The sequence below is a fragment of the Aequorivita marina genome, assembly GCF_031631895.2.
Lineage (GTDB): Bacteria > Bacteroidota > Bacteroidia > Flavobacteriales > Flavobacteriaceae > Aequorivita > Aequorivita marina.
In genome coordinates this window covers 409,474-434,692 of sequence record NZ_JAVMBW020000001.1, presented here as the reverse complement: position 1 = coordinate 434,692, position 25,219 = coordinate 409,474, and the positions used below count along the sequence as shown (strand labels likewise).

The 25,219-nt window shown below is 38.9% G+C and carries 28 protein-coding genes and 2 tRNA genes; 13 read left to right on the top strand and 17 right to left on the bottom strand.

Annotated elements, in window-relative coordinates; all coding sequences use genetic code 11:
• Window positions 1-191: 191 nt before the first annotated feature.
• The 4 genes from QPK98_RS02015 (at window position 192) to QPK98_RS02000 (ending at window position 1,653) form a co-directional block, all read left to right on the top strand.
• A tRNA-Gly gene (locus QPK98_RS02015) sits at window positions 192-264 on the top strand.
• A gap of 239 nt (window positions 265-503) precedes the next feature.
• A tRNA-Leu gene (locus QPK98_RS02010) sits at window positions 504-588 on the top strand.
• Window positions 589-639: 51 nt separating this feature from the next.
• On the top strand, window positions 640-939 hold the full coding sequence (locus QPK98_RS02005) for a GIY-YIG nuclease family protein (RefSeq protein WP_310991331.1): 300 nt from the start codon (window positions 640-642) through the stop codon (window positions 937-939).
• Between the two features lie 99 nt (window positions 940-1,038).
• Entirely contained in the window at window positions 1,039-1,653 is a 615-nt protein-coding gene (locus QPK98_RS02000; protein WP_310991330.1) for a hypothetical protein, read from the top strand.
• Between the two features lie 86 nt (window positions 1,654-1,739).
• On the opposite strand, the gene QPK98_RS01995 is transcribed toward QPK98_RS02000, so the two are convergent.
• On the bottom strand, window positions 1,740-1,985 hold the full coding sequence (locus tag QPK98_RS01995) for a hypothetical protein (protein ID WP_310991329.1): 246 nt from the start codon (window positions 1,983-1,985) through the stop codon (window positions 1,740-1,742).
• 487 nt (window positions 1,986-2,472) lie between these two features.
• Here QPK98_RS01995 and QPK98_RS01990 point away from each other — a divergent pair, with 487 nt between their 5' ends.
• A complete protein-coding gene (locus tag QPK98_RS01990) occupies window positions 2,473-3,249 on the top strand; it encodes a LexA family transcriptional regulator (RefSeq protein WP_310991328.1) in 777 nt (258 codons plus the stop codon).
• Window positions 3,250-3,338: 89 nt separating this feature from the next.
• On the opposite strand, the gene QPK98_RS01985 is transcribed toward QPK98_RS01990, so the two are convergent.
• Window positions 3,339-4,580 (bottom strand): 3-deoxy-D-manno-octulosonic acid transferase, encoded by a 1,242-nt coding sequence (locus QPK98_RS01985; protein ID WP_310991327.1) that lies wholly within the window; start codon window positions 4,578-4,580, stop codon window positions 3,339-3,341.
• A gap of 265 nt (window positions 4,581-4,845) precedes the next feature.
• Here QPK98_RS01985 and QPK98_RS01980 point away from each other — a divergent pair, with 265 nt between their 5' ends.
• The 3 genes from QPK98_RS01980 (at window position 4,846) to QPK98_RS01970 (ending at window position 7,477) form a co-directional block, all read left to right on the top strand.
• A complete protein-coding gene (locus QPK98_RS01980; protein WP_310991326.1) occupies window positions 4,846-6,003 on the top strand; it encodes a DegT/DnrJ/EryC1/StrS family aminotransferase in 1,158 nt (385 codons plus the stop codon).
• A 36-nt stretch (window positions 6,004-6,039) separates the two neighbouring features.
• Window positions 6,040-7,059: a UDP-glucose 4-epimerase GalE gene (galE, locus tag QPK98_RS01975; protein WP_310991325.1), complete on the top strand. Its 1,020-nt coding sequence runs from the start codon at window positions 6,040-6,042 to the stop codon at window positions 7,057-7,059.
• 226 nt (window positions 7,060-7,285) lie between these two features.
• Window positions 7,286-7,477 carry a hypothetical protein gene (locus QPK98_RS01970; RefSeq protein ID WP_310991732.1) on the top strand — a complete coding sequence of 64 codons (192 nt, stop codon included), beginning with the start codon at window positions 7,286-7,288 and terminating at the stop codon, window positions 7,475-7,477.
• Window positions 7,478-7,550: 73 nt separating this feature from the next.
• Here the strand turns inward: QPK98_RS01970 and QPK98_RS01965 are convergent, their stop codons facing one another.
• Window positions 7,551-8,030, bottom strand: a complete 480-nt coding sequence (locus QPK98_RS01965; protein ID WP_310991324.1) for a hemerythrin domain-containing protein — start codon at window positions 8,028-8,030, stop codon at window positions 7,551-7,553.
• 182 nt (window positions 8,031-8,212) lie between these two features.
• Here QPK98_RS01965 and QPK98_RS01960 point away from each other — a divergent pair, with 182 nt between their 5' ends.
• From QPK98_RS01960 to dsdA, 4 genes are all read left to right on the top strand, one after another.
• Window positions 8,213-8,557, top strand: a complete 345-nt coding sequence (locus QPK98_RS01960; RefSeq protein WP_310991323.1) for a cupin domain-containing protein — start codon at window positions 8,213-8,215, stop codon at window positions 8,555-8,557.
• Entirely contained in the window at window positions 8,554-9,336 is a 783-nt protein-coding gene (locus tag QPK98_RS01955) for a class I SAM-dependent methyltransferase (protein WP_310991322.1), read from the top strand. The genes QPK98_RS01960 and QPK98_RS01955 overlap by 4 nt, the downstream gene beginning before the upstream one ends.
• A 65-nt stretch (window positions 9,337-9,401) precedes the next feature.
• On the top strand, window positions 9,402-9,818 hold the full coding sequence (locus QPK98_RS01950; RefSeq protein WP_310991321.1) for an OsmC family protein: 417 nt from the start codon (window positions 9,402-9,404) through the stop codon (window positions 9,816-9,818).
• 166 nt (window positions 9,819-9,984) lie between these two features.
• Complete coding sequence (dsdA, locus tag QPK98_RS01945; protein WP_310991320.1) at window positions 9,985-11,316, top strand: D-serine ammonia-lyase; 1,332 nt, start codon at window positions 9,985-9,987, stop codon at window positions 11,314-11,316.
• A 351-nt stretch (window positions 11,317-11,667) separates the two neighbouring features.
• Here the strand turns inward: dsdA and fabD are convergent, their stop codons facing one another.
• From fabD to QPK98_RS01920, 5 genes are all read right to left on the bottom strand, one after another.
• Entirely contained in the window at window positions 11,668-12,549 is an 882-nt protein-coding gene (gene fabD / locus QPK98_RS01940) for an ACP S-malonyltransferase (RefSeq protein ID WP_310991319.1), read from the bottom strand.
• A gap of 94 nt (window positions 12,550-12,643) precedes the next feature.
• Window positions 12,644-13,141, bottom strand: a complete 498-nt coding sequence (locus QPK98_RS01935) for a pyridoxamine 5'-phosphate oxidase family protein (RefSeq protein ID WP_310991318.1) — start codon at window positions 13,139-13,141, stop codon at window positions 12,644-12,646.
• A gap of 81 nt (window positions 13,142-13,222) precedes the next feature.
• Complete coding sequence (locus QPK98_RS01930; protein WP_310991317.1) at window positions 13,223-14,068, bottom strand: fructosamine kinase family protein; 846 nt, start codon at window positions 14,066-14,068, stop codon at window positions 13,223-13,225.
• A 69-nt stretch (window positions 14,069-14,137) separates the two neighbouring features.
• A complete protein-coding gene (locus QPK98_RS01925) occupies window positions 14,138-14,623 on the bottom strand; it encodes a dihydrofolate reductase (protein ID WP_310991316.1) in 486 nt (161 codons plus the stop codon).
• Window positions 14,620-15,057: a 2TM domain-containing protein gene (locus QPK98_RS01920; RefSeq protein WP_310991315.1), complete on the bottom strand. Its 438-nt coding sequence runs from the start codon at window positions 15,055-15,057 to the stop codon at window positions 14,620-14,622. The genes QPK98_RS01925 and QPK98_RS01920 overlap by 4 nt, the downstream gene beginning before the upstream one ends.
• Before the next feature lie 84 nt (window positions 15,058-15,141).
• On the opposite strand from QPK98_RS01920, the gene QPK98_RS01915 reads away from it, so the two are divergent.
• On the top strand, window positions 15,142-16,221 hold the full coding sequence (locus QPK98_RS01915) for an aminotransferase class V-fold PLP-dependent enzyme (protein ID WP_310991314.1): 1,080 nt from the start codon (window positions 15,142-15,144) through the stop codon (window positions 16,219-16,221).
• Between the two features lie 69 nt (window positions 16,222-16,290).
• Here QPK98_RS01915 and QPK98_RS01910 read toward each other — a convergent pair whose 3' ends face one another.
• The 9 genes from QPK98_RS01910 to QPK98_RS01870 all read right to left on the bottom strand — a co-directional run bounded on the left by QPK98_RS01910 (window position 16,291) and on the right by QPK98_RS01870 (window position 24,993).
• Window positions 16,291-17,262: an L-histidine N(alpha)-methyltransferase gene (locus tag QPK98_RS01910; RefSeq protein ID WP_310991313.1), complete on the bottom strand. Its 972-nt coding sequence runs from the start codon at window positions 17,260-17,262 to the stop codon at window positions 16,291-16,293.
• Between the two features lie 14 nt (window positions 17,263-17,276).
• Window positions 17,277-18,440 (bottom strand): ergothioneine biosynthesis protein EgtB, encoded by a 1,164-nt coding sequence (egtB, locus tag QPK98_RS01905; RefSeq protein WP_310991312.1) that lies wholly within the window; start codon window positions 18,438-18,440, stop codon window positions 17,277-17,279.
• Between the two features lie 110 nt (window positions 18,441-18,550).
• Window positions 18,551-19,039, bottom strand: coding sequence for an energy transducer TonB (locus QPK98_RS01900; RefSeq protein ID WP_310991311.1), 489 nt, complete (start codon window positions 19,037-19,039; stop codon window positions 18,551-18,553).
• Window positions 19,040-19,474, bottom strand: coding sequence for an energy transducer TonB (locus QPK98_RS01895; protein ID WP_310991310.1), 435 nt, complete (start codon window positions 19,472-19,474; stop codon window positions 19,040-19,042).
• 16 nt (window positions 19,475-19,490) lie between these two features.
• Entirely contained in the window at window positions 19,491-20,315 is an 825-nt protein-coding gene (locus QPK98_RS01890; protein WP_310991309.1) for a thymidylate synthase, read from the bottom strand.
• 184 nt (window positions 20,316-20,499) lie between these two features.
• On the bottom strand, window positions 20,500-22,212 hold the full coding sequence (locus tag QPK98_RS01885; protein ID WP_310991308.1) for a NupC/NupG family nucleoside CNT transporter: 1,713 nt from the start codon (window positions 22,210-22,212) through the stop codon (window positions 20,500-20,502).
• Between the two features lie 90 nt (window positions 22,213-22,302).
• A complete protein-coding gene (locus QPK98_RS01880; RefSeq protein ID WP_310991307.1) occupies window positions 22,303-22,926 on the bottom strand; it encodes a bifunctional nuclease family protein in 624 nt (207 codons plus the stop codon).
• 181 nt (window positions 22,927-23,107) lie between these two features.
• Entirely contained in the window at window positions 23,108-24,076 is a 969-nt protein-coding gene (locus tag QPK98_RS01875) for an electron transfer flavoprotein subunit alpha/FixB family protein (protein ID WP_310991306.1), read from the bottom strand.
• Between the two features lie 176 nt (window positions 24,077-24,252).
• Complete coding sequence (locus tag QPK98_RS01870) at window positions 24,253-24,993, bottom strand: electron transfer flavoprotein subunit beta/FixA family protein (protein ID WP_310991305.1); 741 nt, start codon at window positions 24,991-24,993, stop codon at window positions 24,253-24,255.
• Window positions 24,994-25,219 lie beyond the last annotated feature (226 nt).

Sequence of the window (25,219 nt, the reverse complement as noted above, 5' to 3'; positions counted from 1 at the left end):
TTGAAAGGAGATTGAAAACAAAATTTTAAGAAAAAAATACTTTCAAAAATACTTTTTAATTGAAGTAAATTTTTTAAATTTGCTGCCGCTTACAGTATGAGCGACGTTCTTTAAACATAAGAATTGCGAAAGTAGCTCTCCAGATATTTATCGGGATGATAGAGCGACATTTCGTTTTTTTGAAATATAATGCGAAAATAGCTCAGCTGGTAGAGCGCCACCTTGCCAAGGTGGAGGTCGCGGGTTCGAATCCCGTTTTTCGCTCACAATGCGAAACTTCTTTATTGAGGTTACGAGTTTCTCCGTCTCGAAGCGTCGAGATTGGAGCCGTTTTTTGCAAAAATAAGATGCCGATGCAGTCGGCATTTTTTATTAAGTCCAGGTTGTAATAGACAACCTAGTTTAATTAACGTGGGTTATTCCAATCTTTATTAGGAATAACAACACTTTAATGCTGATGTGTCGGTCCCGATAATTATCGGGATGGTAGACACACCTTTAATGCTGATGTGGTGGAATTGGTAGACACGCCGGACTTAAAATCCTGTGCCCATCTCGGGCGTGCGGGTTCAAGTCCCGCCATCAGTACATAATCCCCTTTGTTTTTGGACATTGGGGATTTTTTTGTGTTTTATAGTTATGGCTACAGTTTACATTTTGTATTCTACTTCCATCGATGGTTATTATACGGGCAGTTGTTTGGATTTGACCGTTCGCTTAGAGGAGCACTTGAATAATACCTATGCGAATGCTCATACGGGTAGAGCATCCGATTGGCAGCTTTACCTTCGTATAGATGCTTTGGAATATGGACAAGCGCGAAAGATTGAAAGTCATATCAAGTCCATGAAAAGTAGGAATTATATCGAGAACCTAAAAAAGTATCCAGAGTTAGTTATAGGTTTGGTTACTAGGTATGATGCGGGTTCATCCCGATAGCTATCGGGACCCGTCATCAGTACATAATCCCCTTTGTTTTTGGACATTGGGGATTTTTTTTTGTTTTATAGTTATGGCTACAGTTTACATTTTAAGATTATGCGAAAATTGTTGTCAATCTATAAAGATGGAATTATTAAAACAATTCTATCTGATTGCTTAAATTTGCACACAAGTAAAAAGCTGATTCCTGTAGCGGTGTTGTACGACACAAAAACCTGTTGGATAAAGCCAAACGAGCAAGTAAAGATGAAATTCCATAGAACAATTACTGAATTTAGAGAAAAGCTGGCCAAAAGAGAAGAAGGTGGATTAACGCGAGCTGACATTGATGCGTTTTATAATACCATCAATAACTTTAATTTTAACTATGTGTTTTTTGCGGATTACTACCGGAAATACATTGAAAACTTAAATCGTTTTAGGCCAAATACGGACGAAGAAAACCCTGATGTAACGTTTTTACTCATCGCCATTGCTGAGGATCAATGGAAGCCCACAAAGCCGTACGATGTTTTTCTTCACTATATGCGCTATACGAATAAGTTAACCTCTAGGTTTTTTATTTCGCATCAAAAGAAACAAAATCGTAAAAAGATAGACGCTTCGGAAGCACAGCACAAAAAAGAAAGCAAGTTTGACTCCTCTAAGAAATGGACGAGGATTCCCACGCGTCAAAACCAGTGCAAACCCAATTGTGGTTGTTCTGAGTAACCCGTGAGTTATATTGATAAAATTATAAGGTATAAAAAAAGCTCTTTCAAATTTGAAAGAGCTTTATACTTTACGGCAAAAACGGTTTATTCACCGTCTGTTGCGTCTTCTACTGCTTTTTTAGTGTCATCAGCAGCATCTTTGACAGCGTCACCGGCATCGTCAATTGCATCCCCAGTTGCGTCAACTGCGTCATCAACTGCTTCTCCAGTTGCATCAGCAGCATCATTAACTGCATCGCCAGTTGCATCAGCAGCGTCATCTAGTGCGTCGCCAGCATCGTCCATTGCATTTTCTGTTTTAGTTTGCATAGAATCTGCAGACTCTTCCATTTTTTCTTTAGTGTCTCTGCAAGAGGATACAGAAGCAACCAATGCAAGAGCGGCTAGTGATAAAAATACTTTTTTCATAGTGATAATAGATTAGTGATTAATAGAGTGCAAAAGTAGTTAAAAAATTGAAACCACAATTTTCTTATGTTAAATATTTACCCGATATCTTGATATTTCGTTTTTTTTGCTTATTACAAATCACTAATTTATAGGGTTCCAGTCACCTCTCAGCAGTTCAGAATTCACTATTACGAAAGGCCTTAAAAGCATGTGATTTAAGCTTGCCTTCTCACGTCTTTCAATTTGGAAGGCGATGGATATAATTTGCAATTTCAGGTTTTTACTATGCTATTCTTTCAAAACTGTTTAAATCCTGCTCTTGCTCTACTTTATTGATAAATTTTAAACATAAAAGGAAATATTCCAACAAATATAGCTTCAGTGTAACAATAATTTGGATTTTTTCCAAAATAAGTTATATTTGTGTATGGATTCAAAATTAAACATTGAAGCACAACGCTTTAAAAAAATTCGTGAAGAGCAACGGCATACCCAGCAGTCATTTGCAGAATTGCTAGATATTGGCGCTACTACGGCTGATATTGAGCGCGGGAAAACAAAAATTACCGGTAAGGTTGTAATGGAGCTAATGGCTCAATATAATATAAACCCCTTGTGGCTTTATGGAAAGAGTTTTGAAAAACATATTGATTCATCCCGAGGCGATGTAAGCCCTAAGGTTATTACACTAGATGCCAATGGTGAGGATAGTATTTTATTGGTAAACCAAAAAGCTGCTGCAGGATATCCAGACAACATCCACGACACGGGTTGGTATCAAACCTTGCCCGCTTTTAATATTCCATTGCCAGAATATCGAAATGCATCTTACCGTGGCTTTCAAGTGGAAGGCGATAGTATGTTGCCGAATATTAAACCGAATGAATGGGTTTTGGGCCGGGCTGTACCTAATATTAATGAAGCCGCTGATAGTAAGATTTACATTGTAGTCCTCCGGGATTCAGTTTTGGTAAAAAAGCTTCAAAAAGTTCCTGGCAATCCGCACGCGGCACGGCTTATTTCCCTAAACGACCAATATTTACCCATAGATGTAAAAACTAAAGATATTCAGGAGTTATGGAAAGTAAACAGTAAACTGAGCTTTGGTGTAGATGAACCTTCTGAAAGCAACCTTCTAAGACAGCTGCAACAATCAATGGACGAGCTAAAGGGCCAAATTAATGGCTTAAGAAAAACCACCTAGAAACATACCTATAAGGAATTACTTACTTTATTCGTTTACGGGGCAAACAGCAACAAGCAGTAGTGCATTAGGCTGTTATTAACTACAAATTAAACATGATGTGCAGCAACGTATTCCATAATTAATTTTGTAGCCCCCGTATTGCTATTGACAAAATAGCCAGAAATCATTCCAGTTTTTCTTCTGAAATCATCATTTTCAACAAGTTTATGTAATATTTCACTGCATTCGGTAGGGTTTGACACGCTAAATAACCCAGCCAGAGATCGCAATCGAATTGCTTCGGGGAATTCGGCGTAGTTCTTTCCTATAAGAATAGGTAGGCCAAAAGTTGCCGGTTCTAGTATATTATGGAGTCCTGTTTTTCCCATTGCTCCGCCTACATATGCAATATCGGCGTAGCTGTAGAGTTTCCCCAACAAACCAATGCAATCAATTATCAACACGTTATAATCGCTACTGTTAGCGTTATCTAAACTAGAGTGAAGCAGCGTTTTTTTATTAATTTTCTTCCTAAAGGATTCAATTTTAGCCGCTTCAATTTTATGAGGTGCTATAACAAACTTTACATTTTCTGGGGCATTATTTATATAGTCTAAGAGTACGGCTTCATCTTCTGGCCATGTACTTCCGCAGACAATACACAAGGAGTTTCCTTTAAATTCTTCAGCAAATTTAAGGGTGTTGTCCATTTCAATTTGATGCGACACCCTATCAAAACGAGTATCTCCACTAAGGCTGGTGTTTGTAAACCCAATACTTTTCAACAATGATTCCGAGCTGTCATCTTGAACAAAAAAGTGTTCAAAAGTGCTAAGAGCTTTTCGCATAAAACCGCCGTACGGCTTGAAAAATATTTGATCTGCTCTAAAAACTCCAGAAATCAATAGTATTGGAATCTCATTTTTCTGAAGTTCAAAAAGATAGTTTGGCCAGAATTCATATTTCACAAAAAGCACAAGCCTTGGTCTTACTGCAGCTATAAAATTGCGTGCGTTGGCAGGTGTATCCATGGGCAGGTACACAACCACATTTGCTAAGGGCGTGTTTTTTTTAATTTCGTAACCCGAGGGAGAGAAAAAACTAATAACAACTTTATGATTGGGCTTTTGCTTTTTAATGGCTTCCATAATAGGAACGCCCTGCTCAAACTCGCCCAAGGAAGCGCAATGGAACCAAATAGTTTTATCGGTTTCTGAAATCTCTTGCCGAAGCGTTTTAAAAACATCTTTTCTTCCGCTAACAAAAAGTTGCATTTTCTTACTAAAGAGTGCTACAATCTTCAGTCCGAAGGAAGCTATATAAATCAATAAATTGTAGATGGTATGCATGCTGGACAAAAATACCAAATAAAAAGTACGAAAGTTCAATTTGTAGAATCAAGATTCTAACAGCTGAATTTTTATGAACTTTCATGCTTAGGAATTTTAAAACCATCTATTGTTCTCAAGGGAAATCATTGAGGTATGAAACACAGAAACGAAAGAATGTTTAGGTTTTTAGCGCATTTATCTTCGTACGGTCATTCAATATGTGTGGAAGTCTAAATATCAAATATGATTTTCGTAATTTTGTAAAACAACACTATAGCATTTTATGAAGAAAATTCAAATGGTTGATCTGAAAGGTCAATATCAAAGTATAAAGGAGCGCGTGGACAGTTCCATTATGAACGTAATTGAAACTACTGCCTTTGTTAACGGTCCTGAAGTCCACGAATTTCAAAAGGAACTTGAGGAATATTTAGATGTAAAACACGTAATCCCGTGTGCCAACGGAACAGACGCACTTCAGGTTGCCATGATGGGCCTGGGGCTGAAACCCGGCGATGAGGTTATCACTGCCGATTTCACCTTTGCAGCAACGGTAGAGGTTATTGCGCTTTTACAGTTAACCCCTGTCTTGGTAGATGTGGATCCTATCAACTTTAATATTGATGTGGAAGCAATTAAAAAAGCAATTACGCCCAAAACAAAAGCCATTGTACCCGTTCATCTTTTTGGTTTGGCCGCCAATATGGATGCCATTATGAAAATTGCGAAGGAGCATAATCTATTTGTAATTGAAGATAACGCCCAAGGAATTGGGGCAGATTACATTTCAAAAGACGGAACTAAAAAGAAAACCGGAACACTTGGCCATGTGGGCTCAACGTCTTTCTTTCCTTCCAAAAACTTAGGTTGCTATGGCGATGGGGGAGCAATTTTCACCGATGATGACTCGCTTGCACATCGTATTCGCGGAATTGTAAATCATGGAATGTACGAGCGTTACCACCATGATGTTGTTGGTGTAAACAGTAGGTTAGATGCTATTCAGGCCGCAGTGCTTCGTGCAAAACTGCCCAATTTAGATGCTTATAATAACGCGCGGAAAGAAGCTGCCCAGCAATACACCGATGCTTTTAAAGCGCATAAAAACATAATTACGCCTTCGGGTTGTGATAAATGTTCCGAAACAAATTATACAACCTGTAATTGCCATGTTTTTCACCAATACACCTTAAAAGTGGTAAATACTGATCGAGATGCCTTGGTCAAACATTTGAATGAGAGTGGAATTCCGTGCGGAGTTTACTACCCAATTCCGTTGCATCTTCAAAAGGCCTATCAAGATGAACGGTATAAAGAAGAAGATTTTGCGGTGACCAATCAATTGATAAACGAGGTTATTTCGCTCCCCATGCATACCGAATTGGATAAGGAACAAATTGATTTTATCACAAAGACAGTGATTGATTTTATTGAGAAATGATAATTTAAAGAGCTATTCGCTTTTGCGAACATAAATATGAAAAAAATACTAGTTACAGGAGGTTTAGGCTATATTGGAAGCCACACCGTTGTTGAACTTCAAAAATCAGGTTATCAGGTAGTGATTGTTGATAATCTATCCAATTCTTCTCTAGACGTATTAGAGGGAATAACCGATATCACAAAGACACCACCAACTTTTGAAAGACTGGATCTTCGCCATAAAGCGGATGTTTCAGAGTTTTTTAAGGAGCATCAAGATATTGCCGGTATCATTCATTTTGCAGCGAGTAAAGCCGTTGGTGAGAGTGTTGAAAAGCCATTGCTTTATTACGAAAACAATTTGAATACCCTTATTTATTTGTTACAGGAATGTAATGCCTACGGGATTGACAACTTTATTTTTAGTTCGTCCTGTACCGTTTACGGCGAACCAGATTCATTGCCAATTACAGAAGACGCACCCGTGAAAGCGGCAACTTCTCCTTACGGAAACACAAAGCAGATAAGTGAAGAGATTTTAAAGGATACTTGCACGGTTTCTTCCTTAAAATCCATCGCCCTTAGATATTTTAACCCAATTGGCGCTCATGAAACTGCTATTATCGGTGAGCTACCTGCAGGTGTACCGCAAAATTTGGTTCCGTTTATTACCCAGACCGCTGCCGGTGTTCGGGAACAACTTTCAGTCTTTGGCGATGATTATCCTACGGAGGATGGAAGCTGCATTCGCGATTACATTCACGTAGTAGATTTGGCAAAAGCCCATGTTATTGCCATGGAGCGCTTGCTCACAAGGAAAAACGAAACCCAGTTTGAAGTTTTTAACCTGGGAACAGGTAGAGGAAGCTCCGTATTGGAGGTAGTAAACTCTTTTGAAAAAACAACCGGAGAAAAACTGAATTATAAAATTGTTGACCGTCGTCCGGGAGATGTAATTTCAGTTTACGCAGACACCAAAAAAGCAAATGATGTTCTAGGCTGGAAGGCAGAAAAAACAATGGAAAATGCGCTGGAATCCGCTTGGAAATGGGAGCAGAAAGTGCGTGATATATAGTGCTGGTGTATTGCGTATCCAGTACCGAATAAGTAGAGTTTGAATTTCGATTTTTCATTATGATTTGTCGAGCTTAGACAGTAACTACATCTAGGTTTAGTTTATGTTTAACGCTTATTTTTTGGTACTTGCTTCAATTCTTCGTTCCTTTGTACCCGAATAGCACTCTGGGCTTTTTCTTTCAAGATAATGATTTTGAGGGTTTAAGGGGGTCAAAAACAAAATGATGAAGTTAGTTTCAGTGAAACGACAAACAAAAAGAGAAAAACGATTTACAGAAAAAATGGGGATGTTCACCACGAGTGTGGTGTATATTAAAAAGAGATTTTTAAACGTTCCTTTTAAAACCGTTCACAAATACCGCGAAACCTATTACGGAAAGGTAAAAGATTGCGTGGACTGTAGTATTACGGCATAAAAATTATACATATAGAATAAAAACGCCGAGTGGATTTCCACTCGGCGTTTTTATATAGCGAAAGGTTTAAACGCTATGATTGTTTTTGTTCTTCCTCCCAAAAGCAGTCTTTCCAGGCATCATGGTTAAATTTTAATTGTTGATGGCTTTTCTCCACCTGCTCCCACTGCGGCGGTGTGGCTACGCTTTTAATTTCGTTGTACAACACGCGTTCTTCAAAGCCGATGTATGTACTCAATTCTTCTTCTATTTTATTAAATACCGTGTTTAATTGGGCAGTTTCTGCAAATAAACGCTTAAGGCGTCTGTGGTTTGCCAAAGCTCTTTTAACACGTACATTATTGCTCCCTAAGATTGGAAAAATATATTTTTTCTCTATTTCAAAATGAGGATCTAGGTATTCGGCCTTAAACCAATCAATATATTTCTTAATTCTATTGTTTTCCGTTTTGTTTCGCAAACCTTCCCTAATCCGTTCACAAAAAAGAATTACTTCGTCATGCTCTTCTACAATTGGTGTTAGCGCAATATTCTTATCCTTGGGTTGTTTCATAATTAAAAAATAAAACCTTCTTCACTGTATACTTCAAAGTTACATTTTAAAAACCATTAAGTGCCATCGTTTATTATATGGATGGATCAACCTACTAAAGATTATAGCAAATTGGACGGTGAGTTAAAAAATATTTTGTAATTTTGAATCATTCTAAATAAGAAAATTAATACTATAAATCTATGAAATTAGCATCACTTGTAAAAGACATCACCTACACAGAAAAAAGGCCAACCATCCAAGTTTTAATGGAAACCGATGCCGGAAAAGAAATTAGAATTGCTTTCAAGGAAGGGCAGGTTATGAAAGAGCACAAAACTCCTTTCCCTATTGTTGTTGAAATATTTGAAGGTGCCATCGATTTTGGCGTAAATGGCGAAGTACACAACTTAAAAAAAGGTGATTTAATTGGTCTTGAAGGCGGTGTGCCTCACGATTTAAAAGCACTTGAAACTAGTACGGTACGGTTAAGCCTGAACAAAGGTGATTCCGCAAAACGAGTGGAGGGCGTCGTAAATCAAAAATGATGAGCAACAAAACCATAAATACCGAACAGGGGCACTGGATTCTTGCTAAAATGGGCAAACGGGTGCTCCGTCCCGGAGGAAGAGAACTAACAAGCAAACTAGTTAATGGTTTACAAGTTTCGTCCCAAGATAGCTTTGTTGAGTTTGCACCGGGAATGGGTTATACCGCTTCAATAATATTGAAGAAAAAGCCCAAGCAATATACTGGTATTGAATTAAATGAAGAGGCCGCCGCACGATTACGCACAAAAATGAACGGTTCGGTATCCGCCTCAATCGTCAACACAACTGCAGCCCATACAGGTTTGGATGCATTCAGTGCTGATAAAGTCCTTGGAGAGGCAATGTTAACCATGCAGGCCGATAAGCGCAAGTCTGAAATAATAAGAGAAGCCTATCGAGTCCTGAAAAAAGGCGGCCTGTACGGAATTCATGAACTGGGCTTAACTCCAGATAATTTGGCTCCCGAGTTTAAAAATACCATTCAGAGAAAATTAGCGCAGGTAATTCGTGTTAATGCACGCCCATTGACCAAAAAAGAATGGTGCGATCTCTTGAAAAAAGAAGGTTTTAAAATCAGGGAAATACATGGGGCTCCCATGCACCTTCTGAAACCACAACGGATGATAGCCGATGAAGGAATTTTCAGGGCTTTAAAAATAGGTTTCAATATAATTACCCATCCAAAGGCTAAAAAACGAATTTTAAAAATGCGTAAAATCTTTACAAAATATGAAGATCAAATGACCGCATTTGCCATAATAGCAGAAAAAGTATAAAATAGGGTTTAAGTTCAAAACGAATTCAAAACCCTTTAGAATAACAATTAGAAAAACACATTTATATGAAACGTTCAGCAAATGCCGTATGGAACGGCACTCTTAAAGAAGGAATTGGAAAAATAACTACCGAAAGTAAAATTTTAAACGATCACGAATATTGCTTTAATTCACGTTTTAGCGATGGCAAGGCCACTAACCCTGATGAGCTGCTCGCCGCTGCCCATGCAGGATGTTTTGCAATGGCGCTTAGCCTAATTTTAGGAAAAGAAGGCTACACGCCAGACTCTTTAGACGCAACTTCGCAGGTCACTATGGACGCTGATAAGCTTGAGCTAACAGGTTCTCACATAACACTTAAGGCTCGCATTCCGGATATCAGTGATGATAAATTTATGGAATGTGCTAATGCCGCCAAGGAAAATTGTCCGGTAAGTAAAGCTTTGAGCTTAAACATAACTTTGGATGCTAAACTGCTATAAGGCGATTATTTATAGTAGAAACTAATGCATGGTTTTACCAAACGGCGAAAGAATATATGACGGAAGATAAAACCTTTTGAACAGCGAAAATCTTTTAAATGCGTTTGAATGCGTCATTACATTCTTAACTCGGTATAAGGCCATAAATGCTTAAAAATCACAGAAAATGTATTCAAAAGATAAGATAGATTCATTTATAAAAGAAACACCCATTTTAAAGGAAATTATAGACTTAAAGCCAGTAACATGGCTTAACCCCAACAAAAAGAAAAAGTCTGAAATGCCTTCCTTCCCCATTAAAAAGGAGGATATCTATGCTGCTGAAAAACTATGGGAGCGTTTTGCACCGTTTTTTGAAAAAGCTTTTCCTGAAACAGCAAGAAAAAATGGTATTCTCGAGTCACCGCTAAAGGAAATTACAAACATGAAGGCGCTTTTAAATCAAGAAAGTCCTAAGGTGCAAGGACGTTTCTTTTTAAAATGCGACAATGCCCTTCCCATCGCAGGATCTATAAAGGCAAGAGGCGGATTTTTTGAAGTCTTACATTATGCCGAAGAGCTTGCGTTAAATGCAAAAATCCTAAATCCCGAAGACGATTATAGCGTTTTTGCTAGTGAGAAATTTAGAAAGTTTTTCAGTTCCTATAAAATAGGCGTTGGCTCCACCGGCAATCTAGGGTTGAGCATCGGGATTATTAGTGCAAAAGTTGGGTTTCAAGTAAAGGTGTACGTATCTGGTGATGCCAAAAAATGGAAAAAAGATCTGTTGCGCTCTCATGGCGTTGAGGTCATTGAGTTTGAGGGCGATTTTAGTAAAGCCATACTTGCGGGAAGACAAAAAACAAACGCCGACCCAATGGGCTATTTTGTGGATGATGAAAACTCCCACGAATTATTTTTAGGCTATACGGTAGGTGCCCTACGTTTAGCAAAACAACTGGAAGAGGCCAATATAAAAGTTGATGCCGAACATCCGTTATTTGTCTATTCTCCTTGTGGTGTTGGCGGGTCTCCTGGAGGAACAGCTTTTGGACTTAAAAAGATTTATGGCGATAATGTACACTGTTTTTATGTGGAGCCCACACATTCGCCAGCGGTCTTGACTGGTCTGGTTACGGGCGAAATGAGTAATATTAGTGTTCATGACATTGGTATAGATAATAAAACCGAAGCCGATGGCCTGGCAGTGGGACGCCCTTCCAATTTTGCAACAAATATTAGCAACCATATTATCAGCGGCGCTTATACCATTGCCGATGCTCATCTCTTTAACTTACTGTCACAATTAATGGATACCGAAAAAGTGTTTTTGGAACCTTCGGCCACGGCGGGGTTAATTGGGCCACAAATGATTGCCACAACTGATTATGCGGCAAAACACAACATTAATATGGAAAAAGCTACCCATATTGCTTGGGCTACTGGCGGCGACTTAGTACCCGACTCAGAAAGAAAGGAATTTTATGAAAGAGGTAGCACTCTTATCGCCTCGGAATAATTTCAGGCATAAAATAGCACCCCGTAGTTCAATTTTCTGAAAATTAAATAGTCGTGTCCGACTAAGATATAAGACCGCTGCGCTGAAAGACATAAGACGTAAGACTTGCTTTTTAATTGATTGAAAACTAGATAAAATTGATTAAACATACTTTTTAATTGATAAATTCTGATGCTAAGTATAATAGCATGCTGTCATTAAATAAAAATATTCTAATTGCCTATTATTTTTTGGCTCAACAAATTTTCTCACTCTTTTAATCGGACACTAATGAAAATTAAACTAAAAAGCGTCGAAAAAATAAATTTCGACGCTTTTTTCAAGATTGAATCTAGAAGTGTAAATATTAAGTTACACTGTTGCTTTTGCTGTTGCAGCAGATCGATCAATTTTTTTAACCAGTCCTTGCAACACTTTTCCAGGGCCAACTTCAATAAACTCGGTGGCGCCGTCATTAATCATATTCTGAATGCTCTGCGTCCATTTTACCGGAGCAGTGAGTTGGAAAATCAAGTTTTCTTTTATCTCTGAAGGTTTGGTAACCGCAAAAGTAGAAACGTTTTGGTAAATAGGGCAGGCGGGTGTTTTAAATTCTGTTGCTTCAATGGCAGCAGCCAATTCCTCGCGTGCAGGTTCCATTAGCGGGCTGTGGAAAGCACCGCCAACTGGTAAAATCAATGCGCGTCTTGCTCCAGCTTCCTTTAGGTTTTCGCAGGCTTTTTCCACTGCATCTACGTCGCCTGAGATAACAAGCTGACCGGGACAATTATAGTTTGCCGCAACTACGGTTCCGGGCGTATTTGCACAGATTTCTTCAACTATATGGTCTTCTAGGCCTAAAACAGCAGCCATGGTTGATGGCGTCGCTTCACAGGCTTTTTGCATGGCCATAGCGCGCTTATAAACTAATTGTAACCCATCTTTAAAAGCGAGCGTCTTGTTGGCTACCAAAGCCGAAATTTCACCTAAAGAATGTCCGGCAACCATCTCGGGTTTAAAATTATCGCCCATTACCTCGGCCAAAATGGTTGAGTGTAGAAAAATGGCCGGTTGGGTTACCTTGGTCTCTTTTAATTCTTCCGCAGTGCCTTCAAACATTATTTTGGTAATGTCAAAGCCTAAAACTTCGTTTGCTTGTTGAAATAGATCTTTCGCTTTTGAAGAATTCTCGAAAAGATCTTTACCCATTCCGGTAAATTGTGCGCCCTGTCCGGGAAATATATATGCTTTCATATTGTTGTCATGTTTTTAAGTGGCTGTAAAAATAGAAAAAAAATCCCTTTGTTACTTTAGTAAAGGGTATCATCCGTTTTTAGGATGAATTTTCTTATAAATCCATCTTTCCAGAAGTTCCTACATCTTGATCTTTTCCTGTTACTGCTGCTACTCCCATTTTAAAAAGACTTACCAGTTTACCGCCGTCTGCGCTCCAATACGCGGCTTCCTCAGGTATAAATTTTATCGCTCGTATTTGTGGATCGTCTGCCCCATTAAAATATGCGTTGTCCGTCTTATTATAAAGTGAATCAATAGTGTCTCGATCATTTATTATTTCAGAAACCCCATAAACACTCAGAAAATCTGAACTGCCATCACTATAGAGTAATTGACAATCGGCATCGCGCAATATATCTTCATTATGGTTGCTGTTTGCACTGCTTAAAAACCATAAATTGCCCGCCTCATCTACACGTTTGGTGTACATGGGAGCAACACTCAACGGCTTCTTACTCAGGTTTGTGGCGAACATAGCAATTTTTATGGAATCCACCATTTCTCTAAACTTTTGTTTTGCTTCTACTTCTGATAAATTTTCCTTGCTCATAACTCAATTGTTTTTATTCAAGTTAAGCAATATGCACCCAATTGGTGGCCAAAGAATTACTAAAGAATGCCGAAGAGAATGTTAAGTATATTTAGTTATAATGGACTTTACACGTGATAAATACCCTGCTCCAAATAAATTAAGATGCACCAATAGATAATACAACTGCCACAACGGAACTCTATCTTTCCAACTGGGCTCTAGTGGAAAAGATGAATTATAAGTAGTGAAAACTTTATCTGGAAAACCGCCGAACAACTTCATCATCGCCAAATCCATTTCGCGAGGTGCAAAGCCTATTGCAGGATCTATTAAAACTGGCTGCCCTTTTTCAGAAACCATATAATTGCCGCTCCACAAATCGCCGTGAATCAGTGATGGCTGCTCTTTGGGGATTTCTTCGGAAATGCTTGTGTAAAATTTACTCAAGCCTTTAAACTGAAATCCATTTGCTGAAGCCAGTTCCAATTGTGGCGCTAATCGTTGACTGATGTAAAACTCCGAAGCAGTTTCTCGAAAATCATTGTATTGAGGGAGGCTACCAATGTAATTGTTGTGGTCCAAGCCAAATTTCTGGCTTGTAGTTTTGTGCAAGGCTGCTAAATTGGTTCCGAAAACTTCCCAAAAATTTGAATCGGGATGACCATTGGGTATGTAATCCATCAATAAATACGATGTGTTTTCTATTTCACCATTCGCACGGATACTTGGGATTTTAAAGCTTGCTGTCTGGCGTAATCTTTCAAGCCCTCGCGCCTCGGCAGCAAACATACCCGGAAACTTAGATACCTGATTAAGTTTTGCCACAAAACGCCCTTCTCGGCATTTTAGTAGAAATACCTCATTGATGTCGCCACCCGAAAGCGGTTTGAAGTCAATCAAGCTGAACTTATTTTGTTCCGCTATTTTTTGAAGTAAGTGCGACATGCCTGTTGTATTGGAGATCTGTGGAGTTTATTGTTACAAGCGTAGATTGGTCAAGCCGATTTTTTTAAATTATTTGCGTACCCAGGTTTCATAGGTAAAGGAATACTTGTGCTTTTCATCTTTTTCGTGTTCAACTTGAGAAGAAAGCTTCCAATGCTCCTTTGAAAATTCTGGGAAAAAAGTATCGGCATCATCAAAGCTGCCGTGTACGCGCGTAAGTTCAATTTTATCGGCAAGCGGAAGCCCCATTTTGTAAATTTCACCCCCGCCAATTATAAAAACCTCGTGTTCTTCGGCAGAAATCTTTAAGGCTTCTTCCATGCTGTGGACCGTAATGGCGCCTTCTTTTTTGTAATCCTTGTTTCGGGTAATTACCAAATGCGTTCTATTGGGAAGCGGTTTCTTGAAAGACTCAAAGGTTTTTCTGCCCATAATAATATAATGCCCAGTGGTAAGCTTTTTAAAACGCTTAAAGTCATCAGACAGATGCCATAGCAAATTGTTGTCTTTTCCCAGTTCGTTGTTTTCGCCGGCTGCGGCAATCATTGTAATCATTGTACGTCTGGAGGTAAAGGGTTGTTTAATTCCTTTTTTTTTGGAGTTTCTTCGGGTGAGTTTGGTAATTGTAGTTCCGAATCAACTTTTTTCTGAAGCTCCGCAATTCGTTCTGCTTGGCGGGCTTTGAGTTTTTCCAATTGCCGATCTTCCCATTCCTTGCTCATGAACTTATTCATAACAAAAACATTAAAAAGATGTACCAGAAAAATAAACGTCCAAATTAAAATAGCCCAAATAAACCAATCTTTAAAAAGGATATCATTGCCATAGCCCAACACTGGGTTGATAATAATGAGTAAAACCGAACCAACCAAAAACAGAATAAAGTGGCGCATTAGGTTTTTTTTCTGCTTTATGCGTTGACGGGCATATTCATATTGCTCCCGTTGCTCGGCATCGATTCTTTCAGATTTTTTAGCTTTTGAAAACATAGTTGGTTATTTTCGTTAACGATAATAGGTTAACAAGTTGGTCATGTAAAAATACCTAAATTTAGCCGTTTTGAAGCCTCACTTATGGAAGATTTAATAAAACACTTTCCCGTATTGCCCACCTGTACCTACCTAAATACTGCTGCAAACGGATTGGTCGCTAAACCAGTAATTGATTGGCGGCGGGAACACGATTTTGAGTTGTTGAACCAAGGCCATATTTTTCGAGATACCCATAATTTACTACTTGAGCGGGTTAAAAGCAGGCTTGCTGATTTTTTTGACGCTTCTGCGGAAGAAACGGCACTTATTCCCAATTTATCTTTTGGAATGAACACGGTATTGGAAGGCTTGCCAAAAGATCAAAAAATACTGCTACTTAAAAATGATTATCCATCGGTAAATTGGCCGGTAGAAACTCGTGATTTTAACGTGTGTTATGCCAAAATTGATGAAAATTTAGAGCAAAATATAGAAGAAGCTGTTATAAAACAGAAGCCAGATGTCTTTATTTTTAGCCTTGTGCAATGGTTAAACGGAATAAAAATTGACTTTGAATTTTTAAAACAATTGAAAGCCAACCACCCAAATTTACTGCTTATTGCAGACGGAACGCAATATTTGGGAACAGAGCGTTTTAGCTTTAACGAAAGTGGGATTGATGTCTTGGGAACAAGCGCCTATAAATGGCTGGCAGCGGGATACGGAAATGGTTTTATCATGGTGAAAGAAGCTGCTCGAGAACGGATTTTCCCCAAAACTATTGGCTTTAATTCTGCGGCAAGTTTTGAGAGTTTATCCGCCGATACAAAGTTTATGAAGCATTTTGAACCTGGGCATCAAGACACACTTAATTATGGAAGTTTGGAGCAGGCAATAGTATTTCAACAGAGTCTAGGCCTTGGGAAGTTATACAAGCAGATTGAATCGCTTTCTGCACTAGCAAAAGAACGTTTTGCCGAAAAAGGCTTACTTCAGCAAGATACCTTGTTGCGAGATAAACACAGTTCTATTTTTAACTTAAAAGGTGATAAGACACTTTATAAAAAACTTAGAGATAATAAGATTGTTTGTGCTCTTCGCGGTGACGGAATTAGGGTAAGTTTCCATTATTATAACACCGAAGCCGATCTGGAAAAACTTCTTGCTAATTATAGTAAATAGATTGTGGTTAGGTAATCAGTTAGCAGTAAACCAGTACACGGTAATGGCCCACAAACCACTGTGCCATCATCAAGCTTTTGTGAAGGCATAATTTTTATAATATTGCTTTTCATCGGTAAAGGAAGCTTCAATCTTAAGTCCGGATTCTTGGGCGAGCCATTGCACAATTTTATCGTCGTATTTCTGAGATATTTCGGTATGGATAGACTCCCATTGGTCAAAATTTATTTTTAATTGGAGTTTTTCAATCCGTACTTCCATAGCTTCGGTAGCAACTAAAAAGCTTTTTGCCGTGCCTGTTTCAGGATTGTATGCTTCCCAATGTTTAAACTTTTCAACTTGAAAATCACCGTCGAACTCCCTGTTTATCCGAGTTAAAATATTTCTATTAAAAGCTTCGGTTATTCCTGCCTCGTCATTATAGGCGTCTAAAATGGTTTGTGGGTTCTTTTTTTGATCGAACCCCATAAACAGCAAATCGTCAGGGAGCATGGCGTCTTGAAGCTTTGTAAGGAAATCGATTGCGTTGGGGTGTTTTAGATTGCCAATATTACTACCTAAAACCATAATTACTTTTTTTCGTTTGGTAAAACCTTTTAACCTTTCCAAGACTTCAAAATATTCACCAACTTCAGCCTCAACATTTAATATAGGCATTTCTTGCGCGAGATTATTTGAAAGCATTTCAACAGCATTTTCACTAATGTCAATGGGTTTATAGGTGAAATTGAAATTATTTTCAGTCATATACTTTAGAAGAACTTTGGTCTTTTTACCGTCGCCAGCTCCCAATTCAATTAAATCTAAACCGTTTTCCTTATCCCGAAAGAGCGCTCCAATGGCCTCGGTGTTTGTTTTAATAATCTCAAATTCGCAGCCTGTTAGGTAGTATTCGGGCATAGCCATAATATCCTGAAAGAGCTTATCGCCTTTTTTGTCGTAAAAGTATTTTGAGGAGAGCTGTTTTGGGAAACTTGAAAGGCCTTTAAGTACCTCGTCCTTAAAAGCCTTGTTTCTATGAGATTCTACTTTGCTGTCCATAATTTTTAACTGGTTTATTTGGCTAGCCTTAAGCCTGTAAATTGCCACCGCAGATTCGTTTGAAAAAAATTGCGATAGGTGTACCTGGTGTGTTGAGGAGAAGTTGCTACAGAACCGCCACGCAGCACCTTTTGGTTTACCATAAATTTACCGTTATACTCGCCAATGGCCCCGGGAGCCTTGGTGTATCCTGGGTAGGGTAGGTAAGCACTTGCGGTCCATTCCCAACGGCTGCCCCATTTAAAGTATTCCTGTGCGGCCTCCCATTCAAATTCTGTGGGTAGCCGGCAGCCCTTCCATTGCGCATACGCAAAAGCTTCATAATAGGAAATATGTGAAAGCGGAGCCTTAACATCTAACTTTTGCAAACCTTGCAAGGTGTATTGATACCATTCCCCATCAATATGATGCCAGTACATTGGTTTTGAGATATCATTTTGTTTGATCCAATCTAAACCTTCAGCATGCCATAGGTTAAAATCCTTATAGCCTCCTGCGTTTATAAACTCTAAATATTCCGAATTGGTAACGAGCTTGTTTGATATTTTATACGCTTGTAGGTAAACTTTATGAGGTTCTAATTCATTGTCATAACAGAATTCTTCGGTATCGTTATGCCCTATTTCATAGACGCCTTCTTCCATATCAATCCAGTCTTGCTTAAATTCTTGGTGCGGGTTTTCTAAAAATGAATCGTTGTATTTAGGCAGTAGCGGATTGTTTCCTAAAATGTACTTTATATCGGTGGTAAGTAATTCTTGATGTTGTTTTTCGTGATGGATTCCTATTAAAAGGACTTCTTTTATTTCAGATGAAATATCATCAGACAGAAAATCCTTCATCTCATTGGTAACGTAATGCCGATAATCGTAAACCTTAGCCACTCCAGGACGTGATAAGTTTCCACGGTCGTTGCGGATAACGCGCTTACCTACGTTTTCGTAATAACTGTTAAAAACAAAAGCGAAATCTTCGTGAAATAGTTTGTAGTTGGCTTTATGAGGTTTTAAAATAAACTCCTCAAAAAACCAAGAAGTATGGCCCAAGTGCCATTTGGGAGGGGAAACATCTACAATGGGCTGGACCACATAGTCTTCAATCTCTAAGGGTTTGCAAATGTCTTCGGTATGTTGGCGAGTTTCGGTAAAAAACTTAGCTAGCGTATCTGTTGCAATCATATAAAAGTGCTTTTCCGGAAATGCGGTAAATTATAAAACACTTTAAATATAATTATTATAATTGTTTAAGGCGATTCTAAGCTCGTTAAACACTTGTTAAACCAGTGTTTTTAGCTTTTTCGCTTGTTTTTATACTTCTTTTTCTGCTTCTTTTTAGTAGGCGGTTCAATCTTAAAAATTATAGGAAGAGCATACAGTACACCTACATTTTTGCCTCTGTGTTTTCCCGGTATCATTTGGGGTAGGTTACGCACCACACGCATAGCTTCCTTTTCAATTTCAGGATGATCTGCACGGACACTAATATCACTAACCTCACCTTGTTTGTCAATCTTAAATTGTACCGCGGTTCTATAAATTTTTGGAGGTAAGTTTAAAGCCGCTATCTTGTTCATATTAAAATGAAGGTCTACAAAAGCTGAAATCTTATCAGACATGCAATTCTTTAACTCTTCATTGGTATTTTCCGTACAGCCTGGATATACCGGTACATTTTCTATCACGGCAAAAGGCACATCCGCTCTTTTGGTCTCTGGTTCTTGTGCGAAAGAAACAAGGTGGCAGGTTATAGCAACGAAGAAGAATATTTTTTGAAGCATTTATTTGCCGGTTTTAAATGTGAAGGGAACCGTGAATTTAATAGCGCGTGGCTTTCCTGCCATCATTCCCGGCTTGGCCATTTTTGGCATTGCCATAATGTTTCGTTTTGCTTCCTTTTGTAAAGCTTTTGTTCCGCCCGAAGTACTTTGCACTTCAACCAAGCCTTTTTCGTTTATGATAAAGTTGACAATCACCCTTCCTTCGACGTTATTTTTATAAGCTTCTGGCGGGTACTTAAAATTTTTTGAAATATGTGTAGCTAATTTTTGATTAAAGCAATTGTCACGCTCTGCAGCACTGCCGTTTTCGCAGCCGGGCCACACAGGGCCAATTTCTTTAAGGGTTACTTTGTTTTTATTTACATCGCCCCATTCCTCTTGGGAAAAAACAGTGGTTGAAACAAGGATGCAAAGTATAATTAGTACGTTTTTCATGTATAAATTTTTTAATTTAAACGGCAACAGCGCCTTTAATATGCGGATGTGGATTGTAATCCACTAGACTAAAGTCATCAAAAGTGAAGCCAAAAATATCTTTAATGTCTGGATTGAGCAACATTTTTGGTAAAGGTCTTGGTTCTCGGGAGAGTTGAAGCTCAACTTGTTCTAGGTGATTGCTGTAAATATGGGCATCGCCAAAGGTGTGAACAAAATCTCCTGCTTGATACCCACAAACCTGTGCAACCATCATGGTGAGTAGGGCATAAGAGGCAATGTTAAATGGAACGCCAAGAAAAATATCTGCACTTCTTTGATAGAGTTGGCAAGACAATTTTCCATCAGCTACGTAAAATTGAAAGAACGCATGGCAAGGTGGGAGTGCCGCTTTTCCGTTGGCAACATTTTCTGAAAAAGGCTTAGCGGTATTTGGCATTACACTGGGGTTCCAAGCGCTTACCAACATTCTTCGGCTATCTGGATTGGTTTTAAGGGTGTGTATTATATCTGAAATCTGGTCTATTTCTTCGCTGTTCCAGTTTCGCCATTGATGCCCATAAACTGGGCCTAGGTCGCCATTTTCATCTGCCCATTCATTCCAAATGCGAACGCCGTTTTCCTGAAGGTATTTTATATTGGTATCGCCATTTAAAAACCACAACAGCTCATAGATTATCGATTTTAAATGCAATTTTTTGGTGGTAACCATCGGGAAGCCTTCGCTGAGGTCAAAACGCATTTGATGTCCAAAAACGCTTTTAGTACCTGTGCCGGTTCTATCTTGCTTTTCTGTGCCGTTTTCTAGAACGTGTTTAAGTAAATCGTGATATTGTTTCATAGTAATGCCCGCGAACGCGGATATCTCTTTTTACACCTAATTAATTATAAGTGTTGATGTTATAGAAAAATTTTATAAAAAACGAAAATAATTAAAATGTAGCTAGTTTGTTAGCACCTAATTTGTTGGATATAAAAAGTTACTAACAATTACCCTGAAGGCCCCTGGCTTCGCATGAATTTTTTTAGCCAATAATCATTCCCGCAATGGTAGCGGAAATTAATGAGGCGATTGTTCCGCCAATTAGGGCTTTCATTCCAAATTTAGACAGTGTTTTACGTTGTCCGGGCGCCAAGGATCCTATTCCGCCAATTTGAATGCCTATGGAAGCAAAATTTGCAAATCCACAAAGCATATAGGTTGCCATAATGATACTTTTCTCGTAATTGAGATGGAGCTCATTTGAGACGTTTTTAAGGTCGGCCAACTGAATATAGCCTACAAATTCGCTCGCAGCCAATTTAATTCCCAAAAGCTGGCCCATCATCATCATATCTTCTTTTGCAACTCCTATAAGCCACATAAGCGGTCCGAAAATAGTCCCGAGAATTGCCTCTAGTGAAAGGCTATCGTATGCCGAATGTGTAGCCACCCATTGATTAAGTGTAGTAACTTCCCCAACCCATCCTAAGATGCCGTTTAGCATGGCAATAAATGCTACAAAAACCAAAAGCATGGCGCCTACGTTTACAGCTAGCTTTAATCCTTCAGTGGTTCCGTTAGCAATGGCATCTAAAAAATTAGATCCGATTTTTTCTGAGGAAACATGCACGTCTTTATCAATAGCCTCGGTTTGAGGGTAGAGTATTTTTGAAATCACGATTGCCCCAGGAGCGGCCATAACCGATGCTGCCAAAAGGTGTTTTGCAAAGGTAAGGCGTAGCGCGGGATCATCGCCGCCCAAGAAGCCTATGTATGCGGCAAGAACCGCTCCGGCAACGGTGGCCATACCGCCAATCATTACCAAGAGGATTTCAGATTTGTTCATTTTTTCCAAATACGCCTTTATAAGTAGTGGCGCTTCGGTCTGACCTAAAAATATGTTTCCGGCTACACTGAGACTTTCAGCGCCCGAAATATGAAGTACTTTAGTGAGTAACCAGCCCATTCCTTTTACTACAATTTGAATGATTCCGAAGTAAAAAAGAACCGAAGTTAAGGCTGAGAAAAAGATTATGGTAGGTAATACCTGAAAGGCGAAAATGAACCCAAAGGAATTGATATCTAACATGCCGCCAAATAAAAATTCGCTTCCTGCTTTGGTGTATTCCAGTACGTTTACAAAAACTTGACCTATGGCTTCAAACCCAGCTTTTATAAAGCCTACTTTAAGTACGCCAATTGCAATCAACAGCTGAAAAGCTAGACCAAGACCAACAGTTTTCCAGTTGATTGCCTTTCTGTTGGAACTAAAAAGAACTGCAATAATAATTAAGGAAATCATACCGAGTATTCCGCGCCAAAGGCTGTTTAATGAAAAGCCTTGGCTAGGCGTTATTTGGGGTGAGTCTACAACGGGTTGAAGGGCGTTTGCAGTTGGGGCGGTGGGCGTTTTTAAATGAAAACGAAGATTGTTTTCTGAAAGGGAAAGTGTGCTGTCAGTAACTTTGGAAACTCGAAACCTTCTAATGCTGTCGTTGGGTTGGTTAAAGAAGAGAACCAAAAGATTGTTGTGAAAAATATAATCTCCACTCGATTTTAAGCTGTCATTAGCAGCCATTTGATATTCAAAGGAACCCTCTTCTAGCTTTAAATAATCGCTTTCAGGGTTTACATTGAGAATAGCGAGCCCGTTTTGGTCTTTAACCGCTGAAAATTGCCATGTTTTTTCAATGCTTTGGCTAAATCCATTTCCGAAGAAGATTAGCGCAATGGCTACTAGTATAAATTTATGCATAAATTATAAATCTCAATTCCGATAGCTATCGGGATAAATTCCAAATTTCAAAACTGAACACTGTTACTTTTTATTGCTGCCAACTGACATCTACTTTCTTTTTGAGATTTCATCCCGTACGCTGGCCGCTTTTTCATAGTTTTCATTTTTTACGGCTTCGTCAAGCATTTTGTTCAAATCGCTCAAACTAAACTTGCTATAATCTTCCTTTGCTGGTTTTACAGACTCCTTGTCTTCGCCTAAAATTAGGTCTTCGATAACTGCCTCTTCTTGTTTTGAAAGCGATTTCTTTGAGGTGGTAGTTTTTAAATATATTCCAGCTTTATCTAGAATGTTTTTATAGGTAAAAATTGGTGCGTTAAAGCGAAGTGCAAGCGCAATGGCATCACTGGTTCTGGCATCTATTATTTCTTCGGTATTGTCGCGTTCGCAAATAATGCTGGAGTAAAAAACGCCATCTACCAATTTGTGGATAATTACTTGTTTCACCACAATTTTAAATCTGTCGGCAAAATTCTTAAAAAGATCGTGCGTCAATGGTCGGGGCGGCGTTATTTCCTTTTCCAATGCAATGGCGATTGATTGTGCTTCAAAGGCACCGATAACAATGGGGAGTTTTCGTTCGCCATCAACTTCATTCAAAATAAGGGCGTAAGCTCCATTCTGCGTTTGGCTGTATGATATTCCTTTAATGGTAAGTTTTACTAAACTCATTTTCTCTGTCAACTTTACCCCCAATCCCTAATGGGAGTGGTTATTGCTGCCTTGAGGGCTGGGGTTCGTTTTCACAATAACTGCTAAAAATAACGAATCTATTAAAAATAAAAAAAAGCCGTTTAAATTAGGGTGTTTCCGAATTTAAACAGCCTTTTTCGAGGCACAAATTAAACAAAAATTAACTGTTCTGCGCCTTGAATTCCTTTAATTTTTCTGTGAGTTGCGGCACTACTTCAAAAGCATCGCCTACAATGCCGTAGTCTGCGGCTTTAAAGAAAGGTGCTTCTGGGTCGTTATTGATAACAACTTTTACTTTGGAAGCATTAATTCCAGCCAAATGTTGGATAGCTCCTGAAATTCCTATTGCAATATACAGGTTTGAAGCAACTGGTTTTCCAGTCTGCCCCACATGTTCGCTATGTGGACGCCAGCCCATATCGCTAACTGGTTTAGAACAGGCTGTTGCCGCACCCAAAGTACCGGCTAGGTCTTCTATCATTCCCCAGTTTTCAGGGCCTTTTAGTCCGCGTCCGCCAGAAACTACAATTTCGGCATCGGCAATGTTTATTTTATCAGTGGCTTTATCAACTGAAACTATTTCCATGTCAAAATCATGAGCGTCAAGATTTGGTGTAAAAGCTTCGGTTGTAGCAGAAGTTTCATTTTCTTTTACTCCAAAAGCGTTTTTACCAATCCCGATAACTTTAACATCGGTATTGATTTCTGTGATTGCGAAGGCCTTATTTGTAAACACACTGTGCTTAACTTTAAATGGAGAAGTGCTTTCAGGAAGGCTAATAACGTTAGGTACAAAGCCAGCCTCAAGGTTTGCTGCCAAGGTAGGCGCTAAAAACTTGCTGTTGGCACTTGAAGATACCACAATAACTTTTGCATCTTCACTTTTCGCTGCCTGACCTATAACATCGGCATAGGCTTCGCCGTTAAACTTCTTTAATTTATCGTCGGAAACTTCAAGTACCTTAGATGCGCCGTATTTTGACAATTCGGAGGTGTCATCGGCATTTATGCTAACGGCGGTAACCGTAGTGTCCATTTGGTCTGCAATTCCTTTTGCATACGAAACGGCTTCCAAAGCTATTTTTTTAAACTTTCCTTCTTCTGATTCTGTATATACTATTATAGACATTAGATGTTAGATTTTAGATATTAGATTTTTTGACGTTGCGGTTGATAAACTAGTTTGAGAGAACGTGGATCTGTCTCAAAATCTCACGTCTTTAATCACAAATCTAGATTACTTTTGCTTCATTGTCCCCTCTCTGCTTAGGCGGATCTCCCCCGAGGGGAGAAGGTACGGAAGGTTTATATGACTTTCGCTTCATTATGAAGTAAGTCTATTAATTCGTCAACGTTATCAACCAATTTTACATCGCCTTTTGGCGCTGGTTTTTCAAATGCTACCGTACTGGTTTCCGCATTGGCGTCAACAGGTTCTTTTACGGTCAAGGGTTTTTTACGCGCTTGCATAATACCACGCATATTTGGGATGCGAAGATCACTTTCCTCTACAATTCCTTTTTGACCACCAATAACTAGTGGAAGCGAGGTTTTAAGAGTTTCTTTTCCGCCGTCAATCTCACGGATTGCAGTGGCTTTATCGCCTTCTACCTCAAGACTAATGCAGGTGTTTACGAAGTTTGCATCAATAAGTTTTGCAAGCATGCCAGGAACCATTCCGCCGTTGTAATCAATAGATTCGCGACCTCCTAGAATTAAATCGTAGCCTCCTTCTTTTGCAACGTTTGCAAGTTGCTTGGCTACTGAAAAACCATCGGTCGCTGGCGTATTTATTCTTATGGCTTCATCGGCACCAATGGCAAGGGCTTTTCTAAGTGTAGGTTCGGTTTCTGGACCACCAACATTAATTACATGCACGGTTGCACCTTGTTTTTCCTTAAACCACATGGCACGTGTTAGACCAAATTCATCGTTAGGATTAATTACAAACTGCACCCCGTTTGTGTCAAACTTGGTGTTGTCATCCGTAAAATTAATCTTTGAAGTAGTGTCCGGTACGTGACTTATACAGACTAATATTTTCATTTTATACTATTTTTTAGATTGTAAAATATAGCAAACTATATCAATGTAATACTGAAAGGTTTGCTTGCTTAATCCTTAGCTTTTTAAGCTTCGGAATCCTTAGGTGCGAAGTTAAGAATATTTTGGCGTTTATTTGCTATGCATGCATAATAAATATTGGTTAAAGTTGAACGCTTAAAGCCGATAATTTTTAGAAGAATTGATAACAATTACATTTTTCTGGTTA

Bases quoted from the DNA above. Each gene is read 5' to 3' on its own strand.
- QPK98_RS02005 (WP_310991331.1), top strand. From the start codon at position 640: ATGGCTACAGTTTACATTTTGTATTCTACTTCCATCGATGGTTATTAT.
- QPK98_RS02000 (WP_310991330.1), top strand. From the start codon at position 1,039: ATGCGAAAATTGTTGTCAATCTATAAAGATGGAATTATTAAAACAATT.
- QPK98_RS01995 (WP_310991329.1), bottom strand. From the start codon at position 1,985: ATGGAAGAGTCTGCAGATTCTATGCAAACTAAAACAGAAAATGCAATG.
- QPK98_RS01990 (WP_310991328.1), top strand. From the start codon at position 2,473: ATGGATTCAAAATTAAACATTGAAGCACAACGCTTTAAAAAAATTCGT.
- QPK98_RS01985 (WP_310991327.1), bottom strand. From the start codon at position 4,580: ATGCATACCATCTACAATTTATTGATTTATATAGCTTCCTTCGGACTG.
- QPK98_RS01980 (WP_310991326.1), top strand. From the start codon at position 4,846: ATGAAGAAAATTCAAATGGTTGATCTGAAAGGTCAATATCAAAGTATA.
- galE (WP_310991325.1), top strand. From the start codon at position 6,040: ATGAAAAAAATACTAGTTACAGGAGGTTTAGGCTATATTGGAAGCCAC.
- QPK98_RS01970 (WP_310991732.1), top strand. From the start codon at position 7,286: ATGAAGTTAGTTTCAGTGAAACGACAAACAAAAAGAGAAAAACGATTT.
- QPK98_RS01965 (WP_310991324.1), bottom strand. From the start codon at position 8,030: ATGAAACAACCCAAGGATAAGAATATTGCGCTAACACCAATTGTAGAA.
- QPK98_RS01960 (WP_310991323.1), top strand. From the start codon at position 8,213: ATGAAATTAGCATCACTTGTAAAAGACATCACCTACACAGAAAAAAGG.
- QPK98_RS01955 (WP_310991322.1), top strand. From the start codon at position 8,554: ATGATGAGCAACAAAACCATAAATACCGAACAGGGGCACTGGATTCTT.
- QPK98_RS01950 (WP_310991321.1), top strand. From the start codon at position 9,402: ATGAAACGTTCAGCAAATGCCGTATGGAACGGCACTCTTAAAGAAGGA.
- dsdA (WP_310991320.1), top strand. From the start codon at position 9,985: ATGTATTCAAAAGATAAGATAGATTCATTTATAAAAGAAACACCCATT.
- fabD (WP_310991319.1), bottom strand. From the start codon at position 12,549: ATGAAAGCATATATATTTCCCGGACAGGGCGCACAATTTACCGGAATG.
- QPK98_RS01935 (WP_310991318.1), bottom strand. From the start codon at position 13,141: ATGAGCAAGGAAAATTTATCAGAAGTAGAAGCAAAACAAAAGTTTAGA.
- QPK98_RS01930 (WP_310991317.1), bottom strand. From the start codon at position 14,068: ATGTCGCACTTACTTCAAAAAATAGCGGAACAAAATAAGTTCAGCTTG.
- QPK98_RS01925 (WP_310991316.1), bottom strand. From the start codon at position 14,623: ATGATTACAATGATTGCCGCAGCCGGCGAAAACAACGAACTGGGAAAA.
- QPK98_RS01920 (WP_310991315.1), bottom strand. From the start codon at position 15,057: ATGTTTTCAAAAGCTAAAAAATCTGAAAGAATCGATGCCGAGCAACGG.
- QPK98_RS01915 (WP_310991314.1), top strand. From the start codon at position 15,142: ATGGAAGATTTAATAAAACACTTTCCCGTATTGCCCACCTGTACCTAC.
- QPK98_RS01910 (WP_310991313.1), bottom strand. From the start codon at position 17,262: ATGGACAGCAAAGTAGAATCTCATAGAAACAAGGCTTTTAAGGACGAG.
- egtB (WP_310991312.1), bottom strand. From the start codon at position 18,440: ATGATTGCAACAGATACGCTAGCTAAGTTTTTTACCGAAACTCGCCAA.
- QPK98_RS01900 (WP_310991311.1), bottom strand. From the start codon at position 19,039: ATGCTTCAAAAAATATTCTTCTTCGTTGCTATAACCTGCCACCTTGTT.
- QPK98_RS01895 (WP_310991310.1), bottom strand. From the start codon at position 19,474: ATGAAAAACGTACTAATTATACTTTGCATCCTTGTTTCAACCACTGTT.
- QPK98_RS01890 (WP_310991309.1), bottom strand. From the start codon at position 20,315: ATGAAACAATATCACGATTTACTTAAACACGTTCTAGAAAACGGCACA.
- QPK98_RS01885 (WP_310991308.1), bottom strand. From the start codon at position 22,212: ATGCATAAATTTATACTAGTAGCCATTGCGCTAATCTTCTTCGGAAAT.
- QPK98_RS01880 (WP_310991307.1), bottom strand. From the start codon at position 22,926: ATGAGTTTAGTAAAACTTACCATTAAAGGAATATCATACAGCCAAACG.
- QPK98_RS01875 (WP_310991306.1), bottom strand. From the start codon at position 24,076: ATGTCTATAATAGTATATACAGAATCAGAAGAAGGAAAGTTTAAAAAA.
- QPK98_RS01870 (WP_310991305.1), bottom strand. From the start codon at position 24,993: ATGAAAATATTAGTCTGTATAAGTCACGTACCGGACACTACTTCAAAG.